This is a genomic window from Neobacillus sp. BF23-41 (genome assembly GCF_041106275.1).
The window spans coordinates 131,678-152,384 of record NZ_JBGBPR010000004.1 but is presented as its reverse complement, the minus strand read 5'-3'; the positions used below and the strand labels follow the sequence as shown (position 1 = coordinate 152,384).

Below are 20,707 nucleotides of genomic sequence, written 5' to 3'. Positions count from 1 at the left end.
TCTTTATATAATGTATTAAGAAGAAACGTAAAGGTGGTGAAATTGATGAGAGCAAGGCGGCAATATTTGTTTATCGATTTTGAGTTTACAATGCCTGAACGAAATGTACGAATGAAGGACTTTTATGCAGAAATTATCGAGGTTGGAATAGTTGCGGTCGTTGATGACCAAGTGACGGAACAGTTTTCTTCCTTTGTGACTCCACTTAAATTCCCAAAACTTACGGAACGCTGTAAATCCTTTTTACATATTTCCCAGCAGCAAGTAGACAAGGGTTTATCTATTTTTGAACTTGTAAAAAAATTAGAGGAGTTCAATAAGCATAATTATGAAACAACCATTGTTACGTGGGGAAATATGGATATGAAGGTCCTTCGGCATAATTGCTTAAAGGCAGGGGTTGCTTTTCCGCTCAAGGCTGCTGAATTAGATCTTTCCATGGAATATAAACGCTTTTTTGGTGACCAAAATCAAACGGGCCTCTGGAAAGCTGTACAGGAATATGGGAAAGAAGGGACAGGCAGGCATCACCGAGCACTTGATGATGCGTTGACTACCTTTAATATATTCAAGCTCGTTGAAAAGGATAAACGTTATTTAGAAAAACCAGAACCAACGACAATTGGTGATCGGATTGATTTCTCAAAGTTATTAAGTGAATTCGCATAAAAGGCCAAATCATTCAAACTGATTTGGCCTTTAGCATTTTTATAATTTATAATCTTTTTCTAGCGATTCTAATGCCTTTAAGCTCATCTCAGCCCATTCTGAAGTTGTCTCTGCTAGTTCCTTTTTCATAATGGCTACGGCCTCTTTTAAGGACTCCATATAGTCTGGAACTTCATTTTCGAAGATCTTAACCATTTTGTATGGAATATTCGCTTGCTCACGATAGCTGAGCGCTTTTCTCTCATGAAAAATAAGTACATCAGCATCTTTCGGATTATGTAAATCTCCTTGCATCGGATGTTTAAGTACTGCGAGGATTCTTACTAAATAATGCTGTGGGCGTACTTCTGTTATTTCTCCGATATATTTTCCTGTTTTATAAATGGCTGTTACGAATTCACCGATTTGTAATTCTGACACAACAAACACCCCTTTCGCTTTTCCTCTTTCATTTTAATATGAAACATAGTAAATTAAAAACATTGTGAGGAAATTATTTCGGTTAAAGTGAAAAAAATGGAGGAATGATATATGAGAAAGAATTTGCAAATCTTGTTTACATTATTGACAATTGTTTTAGTACTGGCCGCATGTGGGACAAGCACAAAGAAAGAGGAATCCACACCGAAAACGACGACACCAAAAACGGAACAGAAGGAAGGGGACCAACAAGTGACAAATGAAGGCTTTCCTCAACTTTCAACCGAGGTTTCCGATGATGAAAAGCTCGTTGAATTGGAAACGTCGATGGGAACCATTAAAATCAAATTATTCCCTGAGTATGCACCAAAAGCGGTTGAAAACTTTGTAAAACATAGTGAAGAAGGTTATTATGATGGACTAATTTTTCACAGGGTCATAAAGGATTTCATGATTCAGGGCGGGGATCCGAACGGGAACGGAACAGGCGGAGAGAGCATTTATGGGAAGCCTTTTGAAGATGAGTTTTCAAAGAATCTTTATAATCTCCGCGGTGCCTTATCCATGGCTAATTCGGGCAGCAACACAAATGGGAGTCAGTTTTTTATTGTGCAAAGCTCTTCACATGATCCAGCAATGAAAGAACAAATGGAAAAGGCTGGTTATCCAAAAGAAATTATTGAAGCTTATAATAAAAACGGCGGTACACCATGGCTGGATCATCGTCATACGGTTTTTGGCCAGGTGATTGATGGCATGGATATCGTTGATAAAATTGCCAACACCCCAGTTGGTGCCCAAGATAAACCCAAAAAAGATGTTATTATTAAAGAGATTAAGGTTTTACAATAAAGAAATTGTTATCGGATTGAAAAGTGGATTGAAACGTTTTTTGTTGCTATAATTAATTTTTAGAGCAGTTCCTTGATAGAAAGGAAGAAGAAAATGTTTCAACCATTGGTACTTTCCTTATTTTTATACTTTCCAGAAGATAAATCAGAATATATTCCTGCTGCCATTACATTTGTGATTTTTTTAATTGGAGCCTTTCTTACGATGCGAATAATTATTTCAGTCTCGAAACGGGAGGCCCAAAAAGCAAAAGAATTAGAAGAACAATTAAAAAATCAACATCCTCCACAAAGGAACAGTTAACAAATAGCTGTTCCTTTTTCCTTTATCCGTTCATTGGATAAAGGAGGGGCAGATTGTCCATACTAAGGGCAAATTGGCTAGTGTGGGGGTATACATATGAAGAAAAGCTGGTTGATCATTCCGCTGCTCATTCTTACAGGTTGTACTGAAAAGGAAATTAGAAAAATTGATGTGGAAATGTATAATACGGTGGGAGATTCGCTTGGTAAAATTAAGGTAGCTGAGCAAGCTAGTGGTGTGAAATTATCAGTGGATTTAAAGGGCCTTCCAGCTGGGGAACATGCGATTCATATTCATGACAGTGGGAAATGTGTGGCTCCAGATTTTAAATCTGCAGGAGACCATTTTAACCCTGAAAATAAGGAACATGGGCTACTCCACCCTAAAGGTGCCCATGCAGGGGATCTGCCTAATTTAATCGTCGAGGATGATGGGTCAGTTAAGGCAGACTTAATGGCACCCAATGTCACCTTAAAAGATGGAAAAACTTCATTGTTTACAAAAGAAGGAACCACGATTGTGGTTGATGAAGGAAAAGATGATGGCATGACACCACCTGCAGGAGATTCTGGTAAACGGATTGCTTGCGGTGAAATTACTAAAAATAAAAAAGCAGGTCAAAAGAATGCACAGGATGAGAAATAATAAAATTTTAATGGCTATCACCGAAATGTGATAGTCTTTTTTTTTCATCATCATGTTTTTTATTTTAAGAAATGTTCTTCTATATAGGTAGTAATCTAAACTTATCCTAAAAGTGGACATACACTAGCATGGAGACAGTTTAGGAGGCGAAAATAATGGAAAAAAGGCAATACTTTGGAGGATTTCCGGGACAACCTGGTTACCAACAAATGGGCTACCCACAAATGGGAGGATATCAACAATCAGGCTATCCACAAATGGGAGGATTCCAACAACATGGCTATCCACAAATGGGGGGATACCAACAACCGGGCTACCCGCAGATGGGAGGATACCAGCAACCGGGCTATCCACATATGATGGGTGGACAACATCACGGATTCCCGCAAATGATGGGAGGACAACAAACAGGATTCCCTCAAGGCATGGGCGGATTACCGCAAATGATGGGAGGACAACAAACAGGATCTCCTCAAGGCATGGGAGGGTTCCCACAAATGATGGGAGGACAACAAACAGGATCTCCTCAAGGCATGGGAGGGTTCCCGCAAATGATGGGAGGACAACAAACAGGATCCCCTCAAGGCATGGGCGGATTACCGCAACTGATGGGCGGACAACAGCATACGGGGTTCTCTCAAGGCATGGGCGGCTCCCAGCAAAGTGTACAAAAACCACCAACTAAACCCACGCAGCGTAAAGAAAAGAAATAACAAGTAAGAAATAATATGGTTAGAGAAAACTGTTCCTTCATAACCGAGGGGACAGTTTTCTTATAACTTGATTTATTTTCCTTTTTTCATGACAATGTGTTTATAAATAAATGTTAAATACATAGGAGTGCACAACAAAAATGGAGAATAAATTGTATTACCAGGACGCATATATAAAAGCCTTTACAGCGTTGGTGTTAAAACAAGAGCAAGACTCAACTGGAAATTGGTACGTGGTTTTGAATCAGACCGCTTTTTATCCAACTGGTGGCGGACAGCCACACGACTTAGGAACCCTTGCTGATCAAAACGTAATAAATGTTGAAGAAATCGACGGGGAAATTCGTCATAATCTTGTGGGGCCATTACAAGGGATAGGGCAGGAAGTATCTGGTATCATTGCTTGGGAAAGACGCCATGATCATATGCAGCAGCACGCTGGACAGCATATTTTATCTGCGGCCTTTGACCAGTTATTCGAGTTCAAGACCGTCGGATTCCATTTGGGTGCGGAATTGCTCACGATTGATTTAGAGACAGAAAATCTGACCCAGCACCAAGTTCAAAAAGCAGAAGAACTTGCGAATCAGATCATCCTTGAAAACAGGCCGATCGAGATTAAATGGGTGTCTGAAGAAGAGTTGTCTCAATTTACACTACGAAAAGAAACCAAGGTCAAAGAGGATATTCGCCTTGTTATTATTCCAGACTTTGATTATAACGGCTGCGGTGGCACGCATCCAAAGGCAACTGGTGAGGTTAGCGCAATAAAAGTATTGGATTGGGAAAGGCAAAAGAAAAAAGTTCGAGTCCAATTTGTTTGTGGAAACCGAGTGCTTAAGCAGCTTGGTCAAAAACAAAAGGTGCTGCTAGAATTAACAAAGATTCTTAATGCACCAGAAAAAGAAATGGAACAAGCTGCCCTTCGTCTCCTTGAAAATAATAAAACGTTAGAAAAAGCCCTGGAACAAACTCAGGAAAACCTTCTCCATTTTGAGGCGCAAGACTTACTTGGAAAAAGTAATCCGAATGAGCAGAAACTCATAAGTGAAGTATTTCAAAACAGATCGCTTCAAGATCTGCAAAAGCTTGCCCGAATCATCACTGCGGAAGATGAAACAGCAATCGTTTACTTTGTTTCACAAACTGAAAATCGACTGCAGCTAGTTTGTGCGCGGGGGGCATCTGGAACGGAAAGTATGAAGAAAGTAATCGCCAAGGGGCTTCCCCTTATAAATGGAAAGGGCGGTGGAAGTGATTCCTTTGCCCAGGGTGGCGGTGAAGCCCTGATGTCAGGGGAGCAAATGCTGCAGCATATATTGGAAACAGCACAATAGTCCCACATCGCACAATAGGCCTCCATTCCAAGGAGGCCCAATGCAATCAAGGCTATTACACCTCCCTATTTAAAAAGTATACAGGGTTGACCCCAGGGCAATATAAAAGTGCCTATTTAACCAAAGGTAAGGGTGGACTTGAAGTAAATTATTAGTCTGAAAGGGTGAAGTTAGTGGGGTTTTTAGATGGATTGATGGGTAACGCATCAGAGGTAAATGCCGCCGATGTACAGCAGGAATTTGGAAAAGTGCTTTCACCGAATGAGCGTATTGATAAAGCGTACAAGTTAATTCGTGACATGTTTATTTTTACCAATAAACGTTTGATTTTAGTGGATAAACAGGGGCTAACGGGTAAAAAGGTTGAATACCATTCCATTCCCTATAAAAGCATTACACATTTCAGCATTGAAACTGCGGGTAACTTTGATTTAGATGCGGAACTGAAAATATGGATTTCTGGAAATGCCCTGCCTTTGCAAAAACAATTTAACAAGAACTTGAACATCTACGAGCTTCAAAGTGTTCTAGCTGAGTATGTTCTTAAGTAAGTGAAACGGTGTATTATGGTATACTATTTAAAAGCAAAAATTAGGAGTAAAAGCATATGAGAAAAGAGCTTCAAATAAATTTGCAATATGTTGACGTATTAAATGAGTGGGACCCATTCCAATTGTCCAACGGAGGATATGAAACAGAAATCGCTGATACGATCCAAGCAATTCATGAACTTGATGCCTCGGATGAGTTGGCCAAAAAAATACAAAGCATTTATGAATTTTCATTTGAAAAGGTAATCCCAATGGAAAAATGTCTGAAAGTAGCAAAAGAATTACTAGCTATTAAAGCAACTGATTCTTGTTCCATTTAGCAGTTTAGGAAAAAAAAAGGGACATACCATTATTGGATGTCCACTTCAAAAAAGGGGGGAATACTAGAAAGCCTTATGATATAAAGGTTTTCCAGTATTCCCTTTTTTTATACAGTCGTGAAAAGAAAAAACGGATTATTTTACTATAAGGATCATTGCATCAAAAAAATGGTTGAATATGTTATTGTTTTAATAACTCTGCAGCTGGGAGATCTAAAACAGTAGATAACTTTAACAGTGTCTGCGTACTTGGAATTTGTTCACCAGATTCGTATTTCTCAATTGTGTGTGATCCAACTCTGATTTTTTGTGCCAGCTCCTCTTGAGACATGTTGAGCATTTCGCGGGCATTTTTAATGGTTTGGCCGATTGTATTCATTTGGTTCACCTCTCCTTTAAAAATAGATTTCCTCACTATTAGTGTATCACGTTTGGTATATCTTTCTCCTGCACAACTTGAACATTATGTTAAGATTTTTGAATGAGCCCTTTTATATTTAATATTTTAATCTTTTTTGATTAAAGGCATTCTTTGTGATATAATATTATAATGCATATATAATGGATAAAATAATTAATCACTTAGGAGTGTTTTCATGTCAGAAAAGATCGAAACTGGAAGTATATTAGCAGGTAAAGTTACAGGAATTCAACCATACGGTGCGTTTGTTGCGCTTGATGATAATACCCAAGGCCTTGTGCATATTTCTGAAATTACACATGGTTACGTGAAAGATATTAATGACCACCTTAAAGTAGGCGATGAAATTAAGGTTAAAGTATTATCTGTAGATGAAGGTGCAGGCAAGATTGGTCTGTCCATCCGTGCTACTGAAGAGGCACCTGTTCAACAACAGGCTGCTCCAAAAGCAAAGAAGCCTCGTAAACGCCAAGCAGCTGCGATTATTCCAGAAGTGGAAGGTCAACAAGGCTTTAACACATTAAAAGATAAGCTTCAAGAATGGATTGACCAGTCTCAACGTGAAGATTTAATTAAAAAATAAATTTTAAAAAAAGCCTAGTCCAAATGCTATGATTTTAGCAGTGGACTAGGCCTTTTTTTTTATGCACAAAAATTATACAAAAAATATAGCCTTTTTCATAAATAAAAGTTTTGATGAAGTGTTCATTCTTTTTTCAAGCTCGGCTACAATAGAACTATATATACATATCCCAGCTTTGAAATGGAGGAAATTTCATTATGACAACAAACGTTAATTCGAATGAATTAATCGCAAAAACGGAGAAATACGGTGCGAATAACTATCATCCCTTGCCAATTGTCATCACTCGTGCAGAGGGTGTTTGGGTAGAAGATCCTGAAGGCAATAAATATATGGACATGCTTAGTGCTTATTCTGCGGTAAACCAAGGGCATCGTCACCCACGAATTATTCAAGCGTTAAAGGATCAAGCAGATAAGGTTACGTTAACTTCGCGTGCTTTTCATAATGACCAGCTGGGCCCATGGTATGAAAAAGTTTGTCAATTAACGAATAAAGAAATGGTGCTGCCAATGAACACAGGGGCGGAAGCAGTCGAAACGGCTGTGAAAACGGCGCGACGTTGGAGCTATGATGTTAAAGGTGTGGCAGAGAACCAAGCAGAAATTATTGCATGTATTGGAAACTTTCACGGCAGGACCATGACGGCAGTCTCCTTATCATCTGATGATGAATATAAACGCGGATTTGGACCAATGCTGCCAGGAATCAACCTTATTCCTTATGGTGATTTGGAGGCATTAAAAGCTGCGATTACGCCTAATACTGCAGCGTTTTTAATTGAACCCATTCAAGGTGAAGCTGGGATTGTCATTCCGCCGGAAGGCTTTATGAAGGCGGCCTTTGATTTATGTAAGGAAAATAAAATTCTGTTTATTGCTGATGAAATTCAAGCAGGTTTGGCCCGAACAGGTAAAATGTTCGCCTGCGAGTGGGAAGGAATCGAGCCTGACATGTATATCCTCGGTAAAGCACTTGGCGGCGGCGTGTTCCCCATTTCGTGTGTTGTTGCTAATAAAGATATTTTGGGTGTTTTTAATCCAGGATCGCACGGTTCTACCTTTGGTGGGAATCCGATGGCATGTGCGGTTTCGATTGCTGCACTTGATGTGCTAACGGATGAAAAACTTGCTGAAAAATCCCTTGATCTTGGTGATTATTTTCTCAGTAAATTAAAAGAAATTAATAATCCGTTAATCAAAGATGTTCGCGGCCGCGGCTTATTTATTGGTGTTGAACTAACGGCACCGGCCCGCAAATATTGTGAACAATTAAAGGACCAAGGTCTACTGTGTAAGGAGACACATGACACGGTGATTCGTTTTGCGCCGCCGCTGGTTATCAATAAAGAAGAATTGAATTGGGCGATAGAGAGGATTAACAACGTTCTAGGATAATGGACTACTAACTAGGGGTGCCAAAATGGGGATTTATGATGTAACGAGTAGTGAAGATGAAAAGGATATAGAGAAATTGAACCTACTCACATCAACACAGATTGTTATTCATGATGCATTAAAAAAAATAGGCTATAACCAAGAAATGTACGAATTATTAAAAGAACCGTTAAAAATGTCCGATGTCAGAATTCCTGTTCGGATGGATGATGGTTCTACAAAAATTTTTAGCGGGTTTAGGGCACAGCATAATGATGCGGTTGGACCGACCATGGGTGGTGTCCGCTTTCATCCTCAAGTGACTGCTAATGAAGTAAAGGCATTATCGATGTGGATGAGTTTAAAATGCGGAATTGCTGACTTGCCTTTTGGCGGGGGAAAAGGAGCGATTCTTTGTAACCCCCGAACGATGTCATTCGGTGAGCTTGAGCGATTGAGCAGAGGTTATGTGCGTGCGATCAGTCAAATTGTCGGACCTACAAAGGATATTCCGGCACCCGATATATATACAAATTCTCAGATTATGGCTTGGATGATGGATGAATACAGCCGTCTTCGCCAATTTGGCTCTTCCGGTTTTATTACAGGCAAGCCACTTGTACTTGGAGGTTCTGAAGGGCGGGAAAAGGCTGGGGCAAAGGGAGTAACCATTTGTATTGAAGAAGCGGCCAAAAAACGCGGAATGAAGGTAAAGGGAGCCCGAGTGATTGTCCAAGGATTTGGGAATGCTGGCAGCTATATCGCTAAATTTATGCATGATGCGGGAGCAATCGTGGTTGGAATATCCGATGTGTATGGTGCCCTCTATAACCCTGATGGTTTAAATATTAATTATCTCTTGGACCGCCGAGACAGCTTTGGTACGGTGACTTCGCTTTTTGAGGGGACAATCACCAACAAAGAATTACTAGAGCAGGAATGTGATGTGTTGGTCCCTGCAGCGATTTCAAATCAGATTACAGCTGAAAATGCCTCTAACATCAAAGCAGGAATTGTCGTAGAAGCGGCTAATGGACCGACGACGCTGGAGGCGACGAATATTCTTACAGACCGGGGGATTCTGCTCGTTCCAGATGTATTGGCCGGTGCAGGGGGTGTCACAGTCTCCTATTTTGAATGGGTTCAAAATAAGCAGGGGTTATATTGGAGTGAAGATGAGGTGGAAGTTAAATTACGTTCCAAGCTTATCAAATCGTTTCATGATATTTATCATCTTTCGCAAACTAGCAACGTCAATATGCGATTAGCCGCATATATGGTTGGTGTAAGAAAAATGGCGGAGGCCTCCCTGTTTAGAGGATGGGTATAAAAAAAATCCTTGCATTATTCAATATGCAAGGATTTTTTTGTCTAGATCTTAGCTAGTTTTTTTTGCAAATTGAACCATAATAACTAATAATGAAAAAGGTAAAGGATGGTGTTTTATTTTGGAAAATTTTACATTTTTGAATCCAACCAAATTAATTTTTGGAAAAGGTGAGTTGGAACAATTAAAAACAGAAGTACCTCGTTATGGTAAAAAGGTTTTGCTGGTCTATGGCGGCGGCAGTATCAAACGAAGTGGCTTGTATGAAAATGTTATTAGCCTATTATCTGAAATCGGTGCTGAGGTTTTTGAACTCCCGGGAGTGGAACCGAATCCACGGATAACTACCGCACGAAAAGGGGTAGAAATTTGTAAACAAGAAGGGATTGAATTCTTGTTGGCAGTTGGCGGCGGCAGTGTCATTGATTGTACAAAGCTAATTGCAGCGGGAGCGAAGTATGATGGGGATGCCTGGGATATAGTCATTAAAAAGGCGTTTGCAGTAGATGCACTGCCTTTTGGAACCGTCTTGACACTTGCGGCAACAGGCTCAGAAATGAATCCAGGTTCCGTCATTACTAATTGGGAAACAAATGAAAAATATGGCTGGGGAAGTCCAGTAACTTACCCTAAATTCTCAATATTAGACCCAGTTAATACTTTTACGGTTCCTAGAAATCAAACGATTTATGGAATGGTCGATATGATGTCACATGTCCTTGAACACTATTTTCACTTAGAAGAAAATACAGACTTTCAAGATCGCATGTGTGAATCACTACTTATTACTGTAATGGAAACCGCGCCAAAATTGCTCTCAGACCTAGAAAATTATCAACACCGGGCAACGATCCTTTATTGCGGTACAATGGCACTCAATGGCATCTTGAATATGGGATATCGCGGCGATTGGGCTACTCACAATCTTGAACACGCTGTATCAGCAGTCTATGATATCCCACATGGCGGCGGTCTTGCCATCCTATTCCCGCACTGGATGCGCCATAATTTAGCGGTGAAGCCGGAACGTTTTAAGCAGCTTGCTGTTCGGGTGTTTGGGGTTAATCCTGAAGGCAGGAGTGTCGAAGAGGCAGGGCTTGAAGGCATTCAAAAGTTACGTGAATTCTGGAATAGTATCGAAGCACCTTCACGGTTAGCCGATTATGACATTGACGATTCGAAGCTTGAGTTAATGGCGGACAGAGCGATGGAAAACGGAGAATTTGGAAACTTTACTAGGTTAAACCGTGAGGATGTAACGGCCATTTATCGTGCATCACTATAATATATCGATTGTGAAGAAATTTGTCGAAATTGGGTGCGCTTACACGAAGTGACCTTCCTTGATAATCATCTCATCATTCGATAAAGTGGTTAGTGAAAAATAAATTTCTGGAGGATCATGCATGACACACGTTCGTTTTGATTACTCAAAAGCATTAAGCTTTTTCGGAGAACATGAACTTACATATTTACGAGATGCTGTAAAAGTTGCTCATCATTCTCTACATGAGCAAACAGGCGCAGGAAGTGACTTTTTAGGGTGGATTGAACTCCCAACCAACTATGATAAGGAAGAGTTTTCACGCATTCAAAAATCAGCTGAAAAAATCAAAGCTGATTCTGATGTACTTCTTGTCATTGGAATCGGTGGTTCATACCTTGGAGCAAGAGCTGCGATCGAAATGCTCCAGCATAGTTTTTACAATGCATTGTCAAAAGAAAAACGAAAGACACCTCAAGTAATATTTGTTGGTAATAATATCAGTTCTACTTACATGAGAGATCTAATCGACGTCCTCGATGGAAAGGACTTCTCTATTAATGTTATTTCCAAATCGGGCACCACAACCGAACCAGCAATTGCTTTCCGGATTTTCCGTAAGCTTCTTGAAGAAAAATATGGTCAAGATGAGGCACGCAAACGAATCTATGCGACAACGGACAAAGCAAGAGGTGCTCTAAAAACTTTAGCAACAGAAGAGGGCTACGAGACATTTGTAATCGCCGATGATATTGGCGGCCGTTATTCTGTCCTAACAGCAGTAGGGCTGCTTCCGATAGCAGTAAGCGGGGCAAACCTTGAAAAAATTATGGAGGGCGCAGCGCAAGCACAAACCGACTTTGGTCATTCTGAACTCGAAGATAATGCCGCCTACCAATACGCGGTCGTTAGAAATGTGCTGTATAATAAAGGCAAGACGATTGAAATGCTGATTAATTATGAGCCAGGACTACAGTATTTTTCAGAGTGGTGGAAGCAGTTATTTGGAGAAAGTGAAGGGAAAGACCAAAAAGGTATTTATCCATCTTCAGCAAATTTTTCAACGGATCTTCACTCTCTTGGACAATATGTTCAAGAAGGTCGTCGTGATTTATTTGAAACCATTATTAAGGTCGACAAGCCGCGCCACGAGTTGAAAATTGAAGCTGTCGAGAATGACTTAGATGGGCTGAATTACCTTGCTGGTCAAACGGTTGACTTTGTTAATAATAAGGCATTTCAAGGGACCATGCTTGCCCACACAGATGGCGGCGTGCCGAACTTAATTGTTAACATTCCAGCAATGGATGAGTATACATTAGGCTACCTTGTTTATTTCTTTGAAAAGGCCTGCGCGATGAGCGGCTACTTACTGGGTGTAAATCCTTTCGATCAGCCAGGGGTAGAAGCCTATAAAGTAAATATGTTTGCCCTTCTAGGAAAACCGGGATATGAAGAGAAAAAGGCTGAATTGGAAAAACGATTATAATAAACCTGAAAGAGAACTGATAGTAAATAAATCAGTTCTCTTTTTTTTATTGAAATTTACCTGATTTGGAGAAACTATTTGTATCGATAATTAGGGGGTAAATTTTTATGATTGAGGTACCATCAGAGGTAGAAGGTAAGCAGTTTGATTTGTATAAGCTTGAAAAAAAGTTAAAACCAATCGGCTATACGATTGGCGGGAACTGGGATTATGATCATGGTGCATTTGATTATAAAATTAATGGTGGTGAAGAAGAAGGCTATCAGTTCTTGCGCTTGCCCTTTCAAGCAGTCGACGGGCAGCTTGATGCTAATAATTGTACCGTTAAGCTAGGGAGACCGTTTCTATTGTCGCACCTATTTGAGGCGGAACTAGATGACGAAGCAGGAACAGGCACCTTTTCTGGAACCATCAATCAGTTTCAGGAGCCTGTTGATAAGGATGCTAGCTTTCCTCAAGCATATATCGATGAGGGGAAATCATTGGTAAAGGAATTGGAAATGCTGCTCCTAGCTGATTAGGCTATTTAAAAATTAACAGTTGATCATTTTCTTCGATTGGCAAGGAGTGGGATGGATTCAGCAAGGTTTCATCCCCTCTTTGAATCCCAATCAGAAGGAAGCCCTTTTTTAAAAGGATATGGCAAACATCGCTGAAGGGCTTTCCAATCTCCTGCTCCTCGGCTCGATAGGAGGACAATCGACTTTCCTGTAACTCATGAACAATGTTTGATAAGAGTCCATTCCCATTTGAGTGCAGGCTGTTAACCATAAAAACACTTGTCAGTTTATTGGATTGTATGACTTCGTCGGCACCAGCTCTATAGGCGTTGACCACTTGCTCTGCCGTTAATATTTCAACGATACATTTTACTTGAGCACATATCCCTTTTATCGTTAGTAAGGTAAGAATACTGTTCATATCTGCTTGGAGTTCATCGTTTCCTCTATCAGCAGTAATCAGCACCTTCTTCGCTCGATTGATATCACTTTTGATGATCGTTTCATCGACATGGCCTTTCCCTTGGATAAAGTGGACAAACCGTGATTTCACTGGGTTTGATTCAAGTGTTTCATCTATTAAAACAATCATTTGTGCGTATTTCGTGTGAGTAAGCTTACTTATTAACTCTTTCGACCGTTCATTCCAACCGATAATGATGATATGGCCCTCGCCTTTAAAAGGAATTCTCCCTTCGGAAAAGGCATCTTGTTTCGTAACGGCAGCGGCTGCCAATGTTCCAAAATAGGAGGAAACAAATCCAACACCTAACAGTATTAAAATTAACGCTGTTAGTCTTCCTAAGAAGGAATGTGGTACATAATCGCCATATCCGACTGTTGATGCAGTAATAATGGCCCACCAAATGCCATCAAAAATGGTGGGAAACGTATCAGGCTCTAAAAAATGAATGGATATTCCAAATGAGAGAAACACTAGCAACGCAATTAATAGAATTCGAACGAGGAGCGGTAAACGCAAGAAACTGATATATACTCTGTTCGGCACGAATGTCACCTCTTTTCTCGTGATCTAGCTCCATCACTTAGATTTGTTGCTGAAACAGTTATTCCTTTTCCTATTATTGACGAAAAAGAATCGATCTAATAGGACTACTTGATAATTTTAAAAATAGGTCAATGTTCACAAAGGATACGAATATTTTTCTCTAATCTACTTGTATTTAATGGTTAAAACTTATAAATTATGGTTATTAACATTAATATAGTTACAACATAGAAAGAGGGTTGGTTTCATGGGGATTGGTTTAAATACGCTACTATCAAAAATTGAAAAAACAAGGTCAGAAATGGTTGAATTAGCGCATCTTTACGGTTATTCTAATCCAAATGTAGTACAATGCAGCCAGAAACTCGATTCTCTATTAAATGTCTATTATAATTTTCGAGAACATTAATTCATGTCCACAATATAAAACCTTCCGGTAAACCCGGAAGGTTTATTTTTGTCAAATGGGAATAATATTTTCCCAATAGGCAAACTTAAAAACGGAATTGTCCTTTTTAAGTTTTGACCTATGAGGTGAAGAAGAGTGCTTATTGAAACCAAAAAAGAGCAAAGATTCATCATCATTGCCCTCCTTGTAATAGCTGCCTATCTTTCTCCACTTTTTATTCTCCAGGAAAATGCACATATTCGTGTTCATGATAATCTTGATTCGAACCTGGCATGGTATAAGGTTTTAACGAGAAGTGGAGAAATGTTCGGCCCTGTTAATGCGACCATTCCCCAAATCATCAATGGACAATTATCGAGAAATGCCTTTGGGACCGAATACAGTATCATTGTCTGGCTTTACGCCCTTTTTCCAACAATGATCGCCTATGGTTTAAGCCAAGCCCTCACAAGAATCGTAGCTTTTTTTGGCATGTATTGGCTCTTAAAAAAACACTTTTTACCTGGGGAGAAGTGGCTGTTTTTACAAATTGGAACCGCTCTTGCCTTTGCCTTGACGCCTTTTTGGCCGTCTGGAATGTTGAGTACGTTGGGGATGCCGCTTGCACTTTGGGCACTTCTTAACATTCGTAACGGTGAGGGAGCATGGACGGATTATTTGGTGCTCACCCTCTTACCATTTTATGCAAGCATTGTTTTAGGATTTTTCTTTTTTTTAACGGCCATGGGGTTCTTTTGGTTAACTGATTGTTTAAGAGGGAAGGGATGGAATCTTCGCTTTTTGGCAGCCATTATTTATATGACAGTTATTTTTATGTTAGTTGAATATCGGCTCATTTTTTCTTTTCTATTAATCGATGAACCGAATAGTCGGGATGAATATTTTAATCCAACCTTGCCTTTTTGGAGGTCGGTTAGGCTTACCATAAAAAATTATCTGCTCGGACACACCCATGTGATGACGGTTCATACGCTATTTATTTTACCTGCAACCATTACCGCCATATGGTTTGTCTTCAGAAAAAAGCTTTGGAGGCAGGAAAGCCTATTTGTCTTTTTATTCTCACTAAATATTGTGCTATCGATCTGGTATGCTTTTTGGTTTTATGAGGGATGGGCACCTATAGTCAAGCGATTCCATTTTTTGGCTACCTTTAATTTCGCCCGCTATCATTTTTTACGGCCGATGGTTATTTATGCAGGCTTTGCCCTTGCATTAAAAGTCCTTTCACTTCAAGGAGAGAGCTGGGTTAGAACAGCTAAGTGGTATGCCGTCTTGCAACTTCTCTTTTTGGGACTATTTAATGATGAAATCATTTATCGGGAAAAGCCTTCTGTCAAAGCATTTTTTGCTGAGGAAATGTTCCATGAAATAGAGGAATATATCGCACTTCCAAAGGAAGAATATCGTGTTGCCAGTATAGGAATACACCCAGCCATCTCTCAATATAACGGGTTTTACACACTGGATACCTATAATAATTTTTATCCATTAACCTATAAACATCAGTTTAGGAAAATAATTGAAAGGGAATTGGCTAAAAATAAAAAGGTTCGCACCTATTTTGATAAATGGGGCGGCCGTTGTTACCTCTTTACCGCACAGCTTGGAAAACATTATATGATCAAAAAAGATTCTAAACGACATTTGAAACATTTAGAACTGAATACGGGTGTCTTTAAAAAAATGGGAGGCCGATTTATTTTTTCGGCGCTGCCTATCGATAACGCGAAGGAAAATCAATTATTGCTAATGAAAGTATTCGAATCGAAAACATCAGCATGGAAAATTTATCTATACAAGACTTTGTAGACAGCGGGGGTTTTAAACAGATGATGGAACCAGTTCTTACAATTGTTGTGCCTTGCTATAACGAGGAGGAGGTTTTACCTTTGACCATTGCTGAGCTTCAGCAATTGGTGAAAGAGCTGATTAACGATAAGCTTGTTTCTAAACAAAGCAAAATCTTGTTTGTCGATGATGGAAGTCAGGATCGAACATGGGAATTGATTTATAAAGAGGGATTAAGAAATGAATTTGTACGGGGCTTAAAATTATCCAGAAATGTAGGTCACCAAAATGCATTACTTGCTGGTTTATTTACAGCAAAGGATCTTTCTGATTGCGTTGTATCCATTGATGCAGATTTACAGGATGATATCAATGTAATCCGTGAGTTTGTCCTGAAATTTCATAAAGGGTGTGAAATTGTTTACGGTGTTAGGAAGGGGCGTGACACGGATACTCTCTTCAAACGAAGTACTGCCCAAGGATTTTATAAGGTCATGGAAAAGATGGGAGTTGACCTCGTTTATAATCATGCCGATTTCCGATTAATGAGTAAAAGAGCAGTGCAAGAATTAGAACGATTTAGCGAAGTCAATTTATTTTTACGAGGGATTGTTCCTCTTCTCGGCTTTCGCACGGATGTAGTTTATTATGACAGGCTAGAGAGACAAGCTGGTGAAACAAAGTATCCTTTAAAAAAGATGCTAGCCTTTGCTTTTGATGGAATTACCTCCTTTTCTGTTTCGCCTATTCGCTTTGTGTTAATCATCGGTTTGGTTTCATTTTTCTTTAGTCTAATCTTTGGAGTCTATTTTTTAACGCTAAAGTTTTTTGGGAATACCGAGACGGGCTGGACGTCACTGATTACTTCGATTTGGCTTATTGGCGGCTTGCAGTTAATTGCGATCGGATTAATAGGCGAGTATGTTGGGAAAATCTATAAAGAATCAAAACAGCGTCCAAAGTATATTGTTGATATCGATTCATTTAATCTGGCAAAAACAAGGCACCATTTGCTTAATCCAACAGTAGAGGATGAGTTTTATAATCTTGACCTTAGACAAATATCTGAAACCAACAACTAACTCAAACAGCGTGATAGTTTTCCTGAAGTATTAGTAAGCTCATTTTATTTTTTTGTCGTACAAACCTATTTCTCTGAATAAAAATGGATAGACAAGCTTCTACTCATTTATTAGGGGAGAGATATGGATGAATGTATTTTTGAGCTACATACTTTTAGGATTGTCACTAGCGGCTCCTATTGGACCAATTAATGCCGCGCAAATAGACAGAGGCATAAGAAACGGATTTATGAACTCGTGGCTTATTGGAGTAGGGGCAGTTGTCGCAGATGGCATATATATGTTTGTTGTTTACATAGGAGTTGTCCAATTTCTTGAGACTGCATTTATGCAAACCTTTCTCTGGTTTTTTGGTTGTTTTGTACTGATGTATACTGGCATAGAAACCTTTATGAATGCAGGCAAGATAAATTTAGAGCATTCCAGAGGGAAGGAACCGCTGATCAAATCTTTTTTTTCTGGGTTCCTAATGTCGATATCCAATCCGTTAACCATTCTTTTTTGGTTAGGTATTTATGGGTCTGTACTTGCCAAAACTGCTGCAACCTATAATACTGGTCAATTGGTGATTTATAGCAGTGCAATTTTTATTGGACTCTTAATCTGGGATATTGCGATGGCAAGTGTCGCTAGCAGCTTCAGACAATTTTTAACAGCCCATTTACTTGTAGTCATTTCCTGCCTATCTGGTCTTTCATTGATTGGCTTTGGGATTTATTTTGGCATGCAAGCCTTTAATATTTTACTTGGATAACAAAAAAATCCAACGAATAAACTCGCTGGATTTTTTATGCGGTTGGCCAAGGGTTCAGTACTTTTTTCTTAGACTTTTTCCATTTGAACGACATGATTAAGGTAATTGCTCCAATAATCACAAGAAAGGCTAAACTAATAAAAAAGCCGGGCCTGCTTGTTTTGTGAAAAAGTGTTCCACTGACAGCAATTAAAATAAATAGAGCACCAATTGAATACATTATTTTTTCCTTCAGCTTTAACTCTAAGATTTTTCTTGAGGATGCAAGGATAAAGAGCCAATTATAAAGTAGCATTAATGCTGCTCCTGTTGTCACCCACTCATAAATTTGATCTGGCAGTACCAGCGCGGATACAATCGAAGCAGTAATTCCAAGCATTGTAACTAGCAGGGCAGGGAGGGGAACCTTTAATTTTCCCTGTTTTGAAAAACTTTCAGGTGCATCGCCTTCTTCTCCAAGGGTAACAAGAACGCTTGTAACTCCATAAAGAGATGCTGCCATTGTCGAAAACCCTGCAATAATTAATGTTGCATTAAATAAATGCGGAACAAAAGTTAGATGATAAGCATCTAAGGCAACCACAAATGTACTTTCCTTTGTATTAAATTGATTCCATGAAACGATGATGACCGCTAGGCCGATGGAAATTACATAAATAACCATCAGCGTAAACAACATCACTTTTCCTGCTTTTGGAGCTTCCTTTGGATCTTTTAAATTTGTTGCCATTAAACCTAAGATTTCAATGCCCCCGAAGGCATAGAAAGCAAATATTACTGCTGACCACAATCCTTTAAAGCCATGTGGAATGATTTCGCTTCTACTATTCGGGTACTGAATCGGGCGATCTCCATTAATGACCCCAAAAATTGCTAGCAAAGCTATAACGATAAACATTAGTATTGCTGAGATTTTTAAGATGGCAAGAATATTTTCGAGCTTGTTTAAAACTTTTACCCCGATTAATATAACGGCTAATCCTAGAACAGCATAGATTGTGGCGAAAATCCATAAAGGTATTTTTGGAAGCCAAAAACGAGAAAAAATGGAGAGGGCTGTCATTTGGCTTCCCATAATTAGCACCTCTGAGGACCAGTAAACCCAGCCGCTGCTAAATCCTGCCCATCTTCCATAGGCTTTCTTCGCATACGACCTGAAGCCGCCTTGTAGTGGCTCTTTGGAGGTCATCTTTGACAAAGCATCATAGACAAAATAAGTACCAAGTGCAGCAATGAAAAAGGCAACTAAAATAGAGGGGCCAGTCATCTTAATTGCTAAACCAGAGCCAAGGAAAAAGCCTGTCCCAATTGTACAACCCACTCCAAATAAAGAAAGCTGCCACCATTTCATATCGTTTTTTTCGCCCGCACCGGCTTTAGATTTACTCATTGAAATTCTCCTTTTAACTAAATATCACGTCCGGTTGCTCCTGGCGATTTGTCGGTATTATCTTGATTATTATATTCTGGATCATTAAGGCCTGGCTTTTGCGTTTTGTTACCGCCTAAATATACTGCTTGATGTTCCTTTTGTTCTTGTCTGAATTTATCAAAGTTTTCATTAACCACATAATCTCCTCATTTCTCCTATTTGATATTTATTAAGATACTCGCCTGTTCAATTCTTATTCAGTTAATAATCGATGCATTAGTTAGGTTTTTGATGGAATTAAATTTTCATTACATAATCAACCACGAAAAAAATGAAAATAAAGGAGAACGAAAAAAATAAAAACAATAAATGGTGAAATAGATCGAGTAATAAATAATTGCGCTTTTCATTGAAAGGGGTTTATCACATGTTATCGACACAGCAGCTAGCTGAGTTACGGTTACAGTTGTTACAGGAAAAGAGTGAAGTGGAAGGGCATTTAGAACAAAATGATCATTTTGGTTTAGAAAGAGGTCATTTTCATGAGTCAATGGGGGAGTTATCCAGCATTGATAACCATCCAGCCGATGAAGGAACCGAATTATATGAACGGGAGAAAGATATTGCTTTAAATGAACATTATCAATTTGAACTAAGAAATATAAATCATGCCTTAGATGCGATGGAAAATGGAACCTATGGAAACTGTGAGGTATGCGGAAAGGAAATACCGTTAGAACGTTTAGAGGCCTTGCCAAATACAACCTATTGTATCGAGCACAGCCCCGATCAGGTTACTTCACACAAACGACCAGTTGAAGAAGGCGTCTTGATGCCGCCATTTGGTAAGTTTGATATGGATGAAAAGGATGAAAATGTTGGTTACGATGCGGAAGATTCATGGCAGGAGGTTGCAGCCTGGGGAACATCCGAAACTCCATCCGATTTAGCCTTCCCACAGGATAGTTATGGTGATATCTATTCTGAAGCAGACGAAAACATTGGCTATGTCGAGGACTATGAAAATTTTGTTGGAAATGACATGTATAGAAATGAAATCAAGGTTTATCCAAACCCTCAGCATGAAAAATATGAAGATGCCCTTGATGAGGAAGGAATCATGACAAGCTTTGGGGATTTACCTGCATTTGAACACGACCCTTACGTTGATCATGATGATAAATGATGGATAAAAAAAAGAAAACAGCTTTCAAGTGAGAGCTGTTTTCTCTAATTTTATTGTTTATCATAGCCTTTTTGTGGAATGGGGATATCCTTACCATTTACATCATCAATCACTGCGCCGATTTCACCTTCAGTATACGTGTCACTAGCTTGCTCATGTGTAGTGGCAAGCCCGGCAGAAAGTTCATCCGATTCTTGATAATAACTTGGATGATAGAAACTACCTGCCAATTCTTTCTTTGGATTAGCTTTCTGATTCTTATTGTCCATCTTAATTCCTCCCTTTTCGTGTTTGATACAAGGGTATTTTTTTCTTTTTTTGACAGGATTACTCC

24 protein-coding genes and 1 pseudogene are annotated in these 20,707 nt (G+C 39.3%); 19 read left to right on the top strand and 6 right to left on the bottom strand.

Features of this window, described 5'->3' with window-relative positions; all coding sequences use genetic code 11:
* Positions 1-45: 45 nt before the first annotated feature.
* Positions 46-669 carry a 3'-5' exonuclease KapD gene (gene kapD / locus AB7942_RS08785; RefSeq protein ID WP_088089465.1) on the top strand — a complete coding sequence of 208 codons (624 nt, stop codon included), beginning with the start codon at positions 46-48 and terminating at the stop codon, positions 667-669.
* Positions 670-708: 39 nt separating this feature from the next.
* Here kapD and kapB read toward each other — a convergent pair whose 3' ends face one another.
* Positions 709-1,089, bottom strand: a complete 381-nt coding sequence (gene kapB, locus AB7942_RS08780; RefSeq protein ID WP_369446549.1) for a kinase-associated lipoprotein KapB — start codon at positions 1,087-1,089, stop codon at positions 709-711.
* A gap of 111 nt (positions 1,090-1,200) precedes the next feature.
* Between kapB and AB7942_RS08775 the strand changes: the two genes are divergently transcribed.
* From AB7942_RS08775 to AB7942_RS08745, 7 genes are all read left to right on the top strand, one after another.
* Complete coding sequence (locus AB7942_RS08775) at positions 1,201-1,941, top strand: peptidylprolyl isomerase (RefSeq protein ID WP_369446548.1); 741 nt, start codon at positions 1,201-1,203, stop codon at positions 1,939-1,941.
* Between the two features lie 93 nt (positions 1,942-2,034).
* Positions 2,035-2,244 (top strand): hypothetical protein, encoded by a 210-nt coding sequence (locus AB7942_RS08770; RefSeq protein WP_088089462.1) that lies wholly within the window; start codon positions 2,035-2,037, stop codon positions 2,242-2,244.
* A gap of 96 nt (positions 2,245-2,340) precedes the next feature.
* Positions 2,341-2,889: a superoxide dismutase family protein gene (locus tag AB7942_RS08765; RefSeq protein WP_369446547.1), complete on the top strand. Its 549-nt coding sequence runs from the start codon at positions 2,341-2,343 to the stop codon at positions 2,887-2,889.
* A 155-nt stretch (positions 2,890-3,044) separates the two neighbouring features.
* Positions 3,045-3,602: a hypothetical protein gene (locus tag AB7942_RS08760; protein WP_369446546.1), complete on the top strand. Its 558-nt coding sequence runs from the start codon at positions 3,045-3,047 to the stop codon at positions 3,600-3,602.
* Positions 3,603-3,742: 140 nt separating this feature from the next.
* A complete protein-coding gene (locus AB7942_RS08755; RefSeq protein ID WP_369446545.1) occupies positions 3,743-4,939 on the top strand; it encodes an alanyl-tRNA editing protein in 1,197 nt (398 codons plus the stop codon).
* 173 nt (positions 4,940-5,112) lie between these two features.
* On the top strand, positions 5,113-5,490 hold the full coding sequence (locus AB7942_RS08750) for a PH domain-containing protein (protein WP_369446544.1): 378 nt from the start codon (positions 5,113-5,115) through the stop codon (positions 5,488-5,490).
* Between the two features lie 56 nt (positions 5,491-5,546).
* Entirely contained in the window at positions 5,547-5,810 is a 264-nt protein-coding gene (locus AB7942_RS08745) for a DUF1871 family protein (protein ID WP_088089457.1), read from the top strand.
* Between the two features lie 181 nt (positions 5,811-5,991).
* On the opposite strand, the pseudogene AB7942_RS08740 reads toward AB7942_RS08745, so the two are convergent.
* Positions 5,992-6,261 (bottom strand): annotated as a pseudogene (locus AB7942_RS08740) (helix-turn-helix domain-containing protein); the annotation flags it as partial.
* A gap of 145 nt (positions 6,262-6,406) precedes the next feature.
* On the opposite strand from AB7942_RS08740, the gene yugI reads away from it, so the two are divergent.
* The 6 genes from yugI (at position 6,407) to AB7942_RS08710 (ending at position 12,791) form a co-directional block, all read left to right on the top strand.
* Entirely contained in the window at positions 6,407-6,814 is a 408-nt protein-coding gene (gene yugI / locus AB7942_RS08735; protein ID WP_088089455.1) for a S1 domain-containing post-transcriptional regulator GSP13, read from the top strand.
* Positions 6,815-7,011: 197 nt separating this feature from the next.
* On the top strand, positions 7,012-8,211 hold the full coding sequence (locus AB7942_RS08730; RefSeq protein ID WP_369446543.1) for an ornithine--oxo-acid transaminase: 1,200 nt from the start codon (positions 7,012-7,014) through the stop codon (positions 8,209-8,211).
* A 25-nt stretch (positions 8,212-8,236) separates the two neighbouring features.
* Positions 8,237-9,520, top strand: coding sequence for a Glu/Leu/Phe/Val family dehydrogenase (locus tag AB7942_RS08725; RefSeq protein WP_369446542.1), 1,284 nt, complete (start codon positions 8,237-8,239; stop codon positions 9,518-9,520).
* Between the two features lie 118 nt (positions 9,521-9,638).
* The gene (locus AB7942_RS08720) at positions 9,639-10,802 is read left to right on the top strand and encodes an iron-containing alcohol dehydrogenase (protein ID WP_369446541.1); all 1,164 of its coding nucleotides are present in this window, start codon (positions 9,639-9,641) and stop codon (positions 10,800-10,802) included.
* 121 nt (positions 10,803-10,923) lie between these two features.
* Positions 10,924-12,270 carry a glucose-6-phosphate isomerase gene (locus tag AB7942_RS08715; protein ID WP_214714966.1) on the top strand — a complete coding sequence of 449 codons (1,347 nt, stop codon included), beginning with the start codon at positions 10,924-10,926 and terminating at the stop codon, positions 12,268-12,270.
* Between the two features lie 107 nt (positions 12,271-12,377).
* Complete coding sequence (locus AB7942_RS08710) at positions 12,378-12,791, top strand: YugN-like family protein (protein WP_369446540.1); 414 nt, start codon at positions 12,378-12,380, stop codon at positions 12,789-12,791.
* Position 12,792: 1 nt separating this feature from the next.
* Here AB7942_RS08710 and AB7942_RS08705 read toward each other — a convergent pair whose 3' ends face one another.
* Complete coding sequence (locus AB7942_RS08705; protein ID WP_369446539.1) at positions 12,793-13,779, bottom strand: potassium channel family protein; 987 nt, start codon at positions 13,777-13,779, stop codon at positions 12,793-12,795.
* 247 nt (positions 13,780-14,026) lie between these two features.
* Between AB7942_RS08705 and AB7942_RS08700 the strand changes: the two genes are divergently transcribed.
* The 4 genes from AB7942_RS08700 to AB7942_RS08685 all read left to right on the top strand — a co-directional run bounded on the left by AB7942_RS08700 (position 14,027) and on the right by AB7942_RS08685 (position 17,815).
* Positions 14,027-14,188 carry an aspartyl-phosphate phosphatase Spo0E family protein gene (locus AB7942_RS08700; protein WP_088089448.1) on the top strand — a complete coding sequence of 54 codons (162 nt, stop codon included), beginning with the start codon at positions 14,027-14,029 and terminating at the stop codon, positions 14,186-14,188.
* Positions 14,189-14,323: 135 nt separating this feature from the next.
* Positions 14,324-16,000: a DUF6044 family protein gene (locus AB7942_RS08695; protein ID WP_369446538.1), complete on the top strand. Its 1,677-nt coding sequence runs from the start codon at positions 14,324-14,326 to the stop codon at positions 15,998-16,000.
* A gap of 20 nt (positions 16,001-16,020) precedes the next feature.
* Positions 16,021-17,061 carry a glycosyltransferase family 2 protein gene (locus AB7942_RS08690; RefSeq protein WP_369446537.1) on the top strand — a complete coding sequence of 347 codons (1,041 nt, stop codon included), beginning with the start codon at positions 16,021-16,023 and terminating at the stop codon, positions 17,059-17,061.
* Positions 17,062-17,188: 127 nt separating this feature from the next.
* Complete coding sequence (locus AB7942_RS08685) at positions 17,189-17,815, top strand: LysE family transporter (protein ID WP_088089444.1); 627 nt, start codon at positions 17,189-17,191, stop codon at positions 17,813-17,815.
* 34 nt (positions 17,816-17,849) lie between these two features.
* Here the strand turns inward: AB7942_RS08685 and AB7942_RS08680 are convergent, their stop codons facing one another.
* Entirely contained in the window at positions 17,850-19,205 is a 1,356-nt protein-coding gene (locus tag AB7942_RS08680; protein WP_369446536.1) for an amino acid permease, read from the bottom strand.
* Positions 19,206-19,222: 17 nt separating this feature from the next.
* Positions 19,223-19,384 (bottom strand): hypothetical protein, encoded by a 162-nt coding sequence (locus AB7942_RS08675; RefSeq protein WP_179195943.1) that lies wholly within the window; start codon positions 19,382-19,384, stop codon positions 19,223-19,225.
* Between the two features lie 230 nt (positions 19,385-19,614).
* Between AB7942_RS08675 and AB7942_RS08670 the strand changes: the two genes are divergently transcribed.
* The gene (locus AB7942_RS08670; protein ID WP_369446535.1) at positions 19,615-20,373 is read left to right on the top strand and encodes a yteA family sporulation protein; all 759 of its coding nucleotides are present in this window, start codon (positions 19,615-19,617) and stop codon (positions 20,371-20,373) included.
* Between the two features lie 50 nt (positions 20,374-20,423).
* On the opposite strand, the gene AB7942_RS08665 is transcribed toward AB7942_RS08670, so the two are convergent.
* Positions 20,424-20,642, bottom strand: coding sequence for a YozQ family protein (locus AB7942_RS08665; protein ID WP_335711836.1), 219 nt, complete (start codon positions 20,640-20,642; stop codon positions 20,424-20,426).
* Between the last annotated feature and the right edge of the window lie 65 nt (positions 20,643-20,707).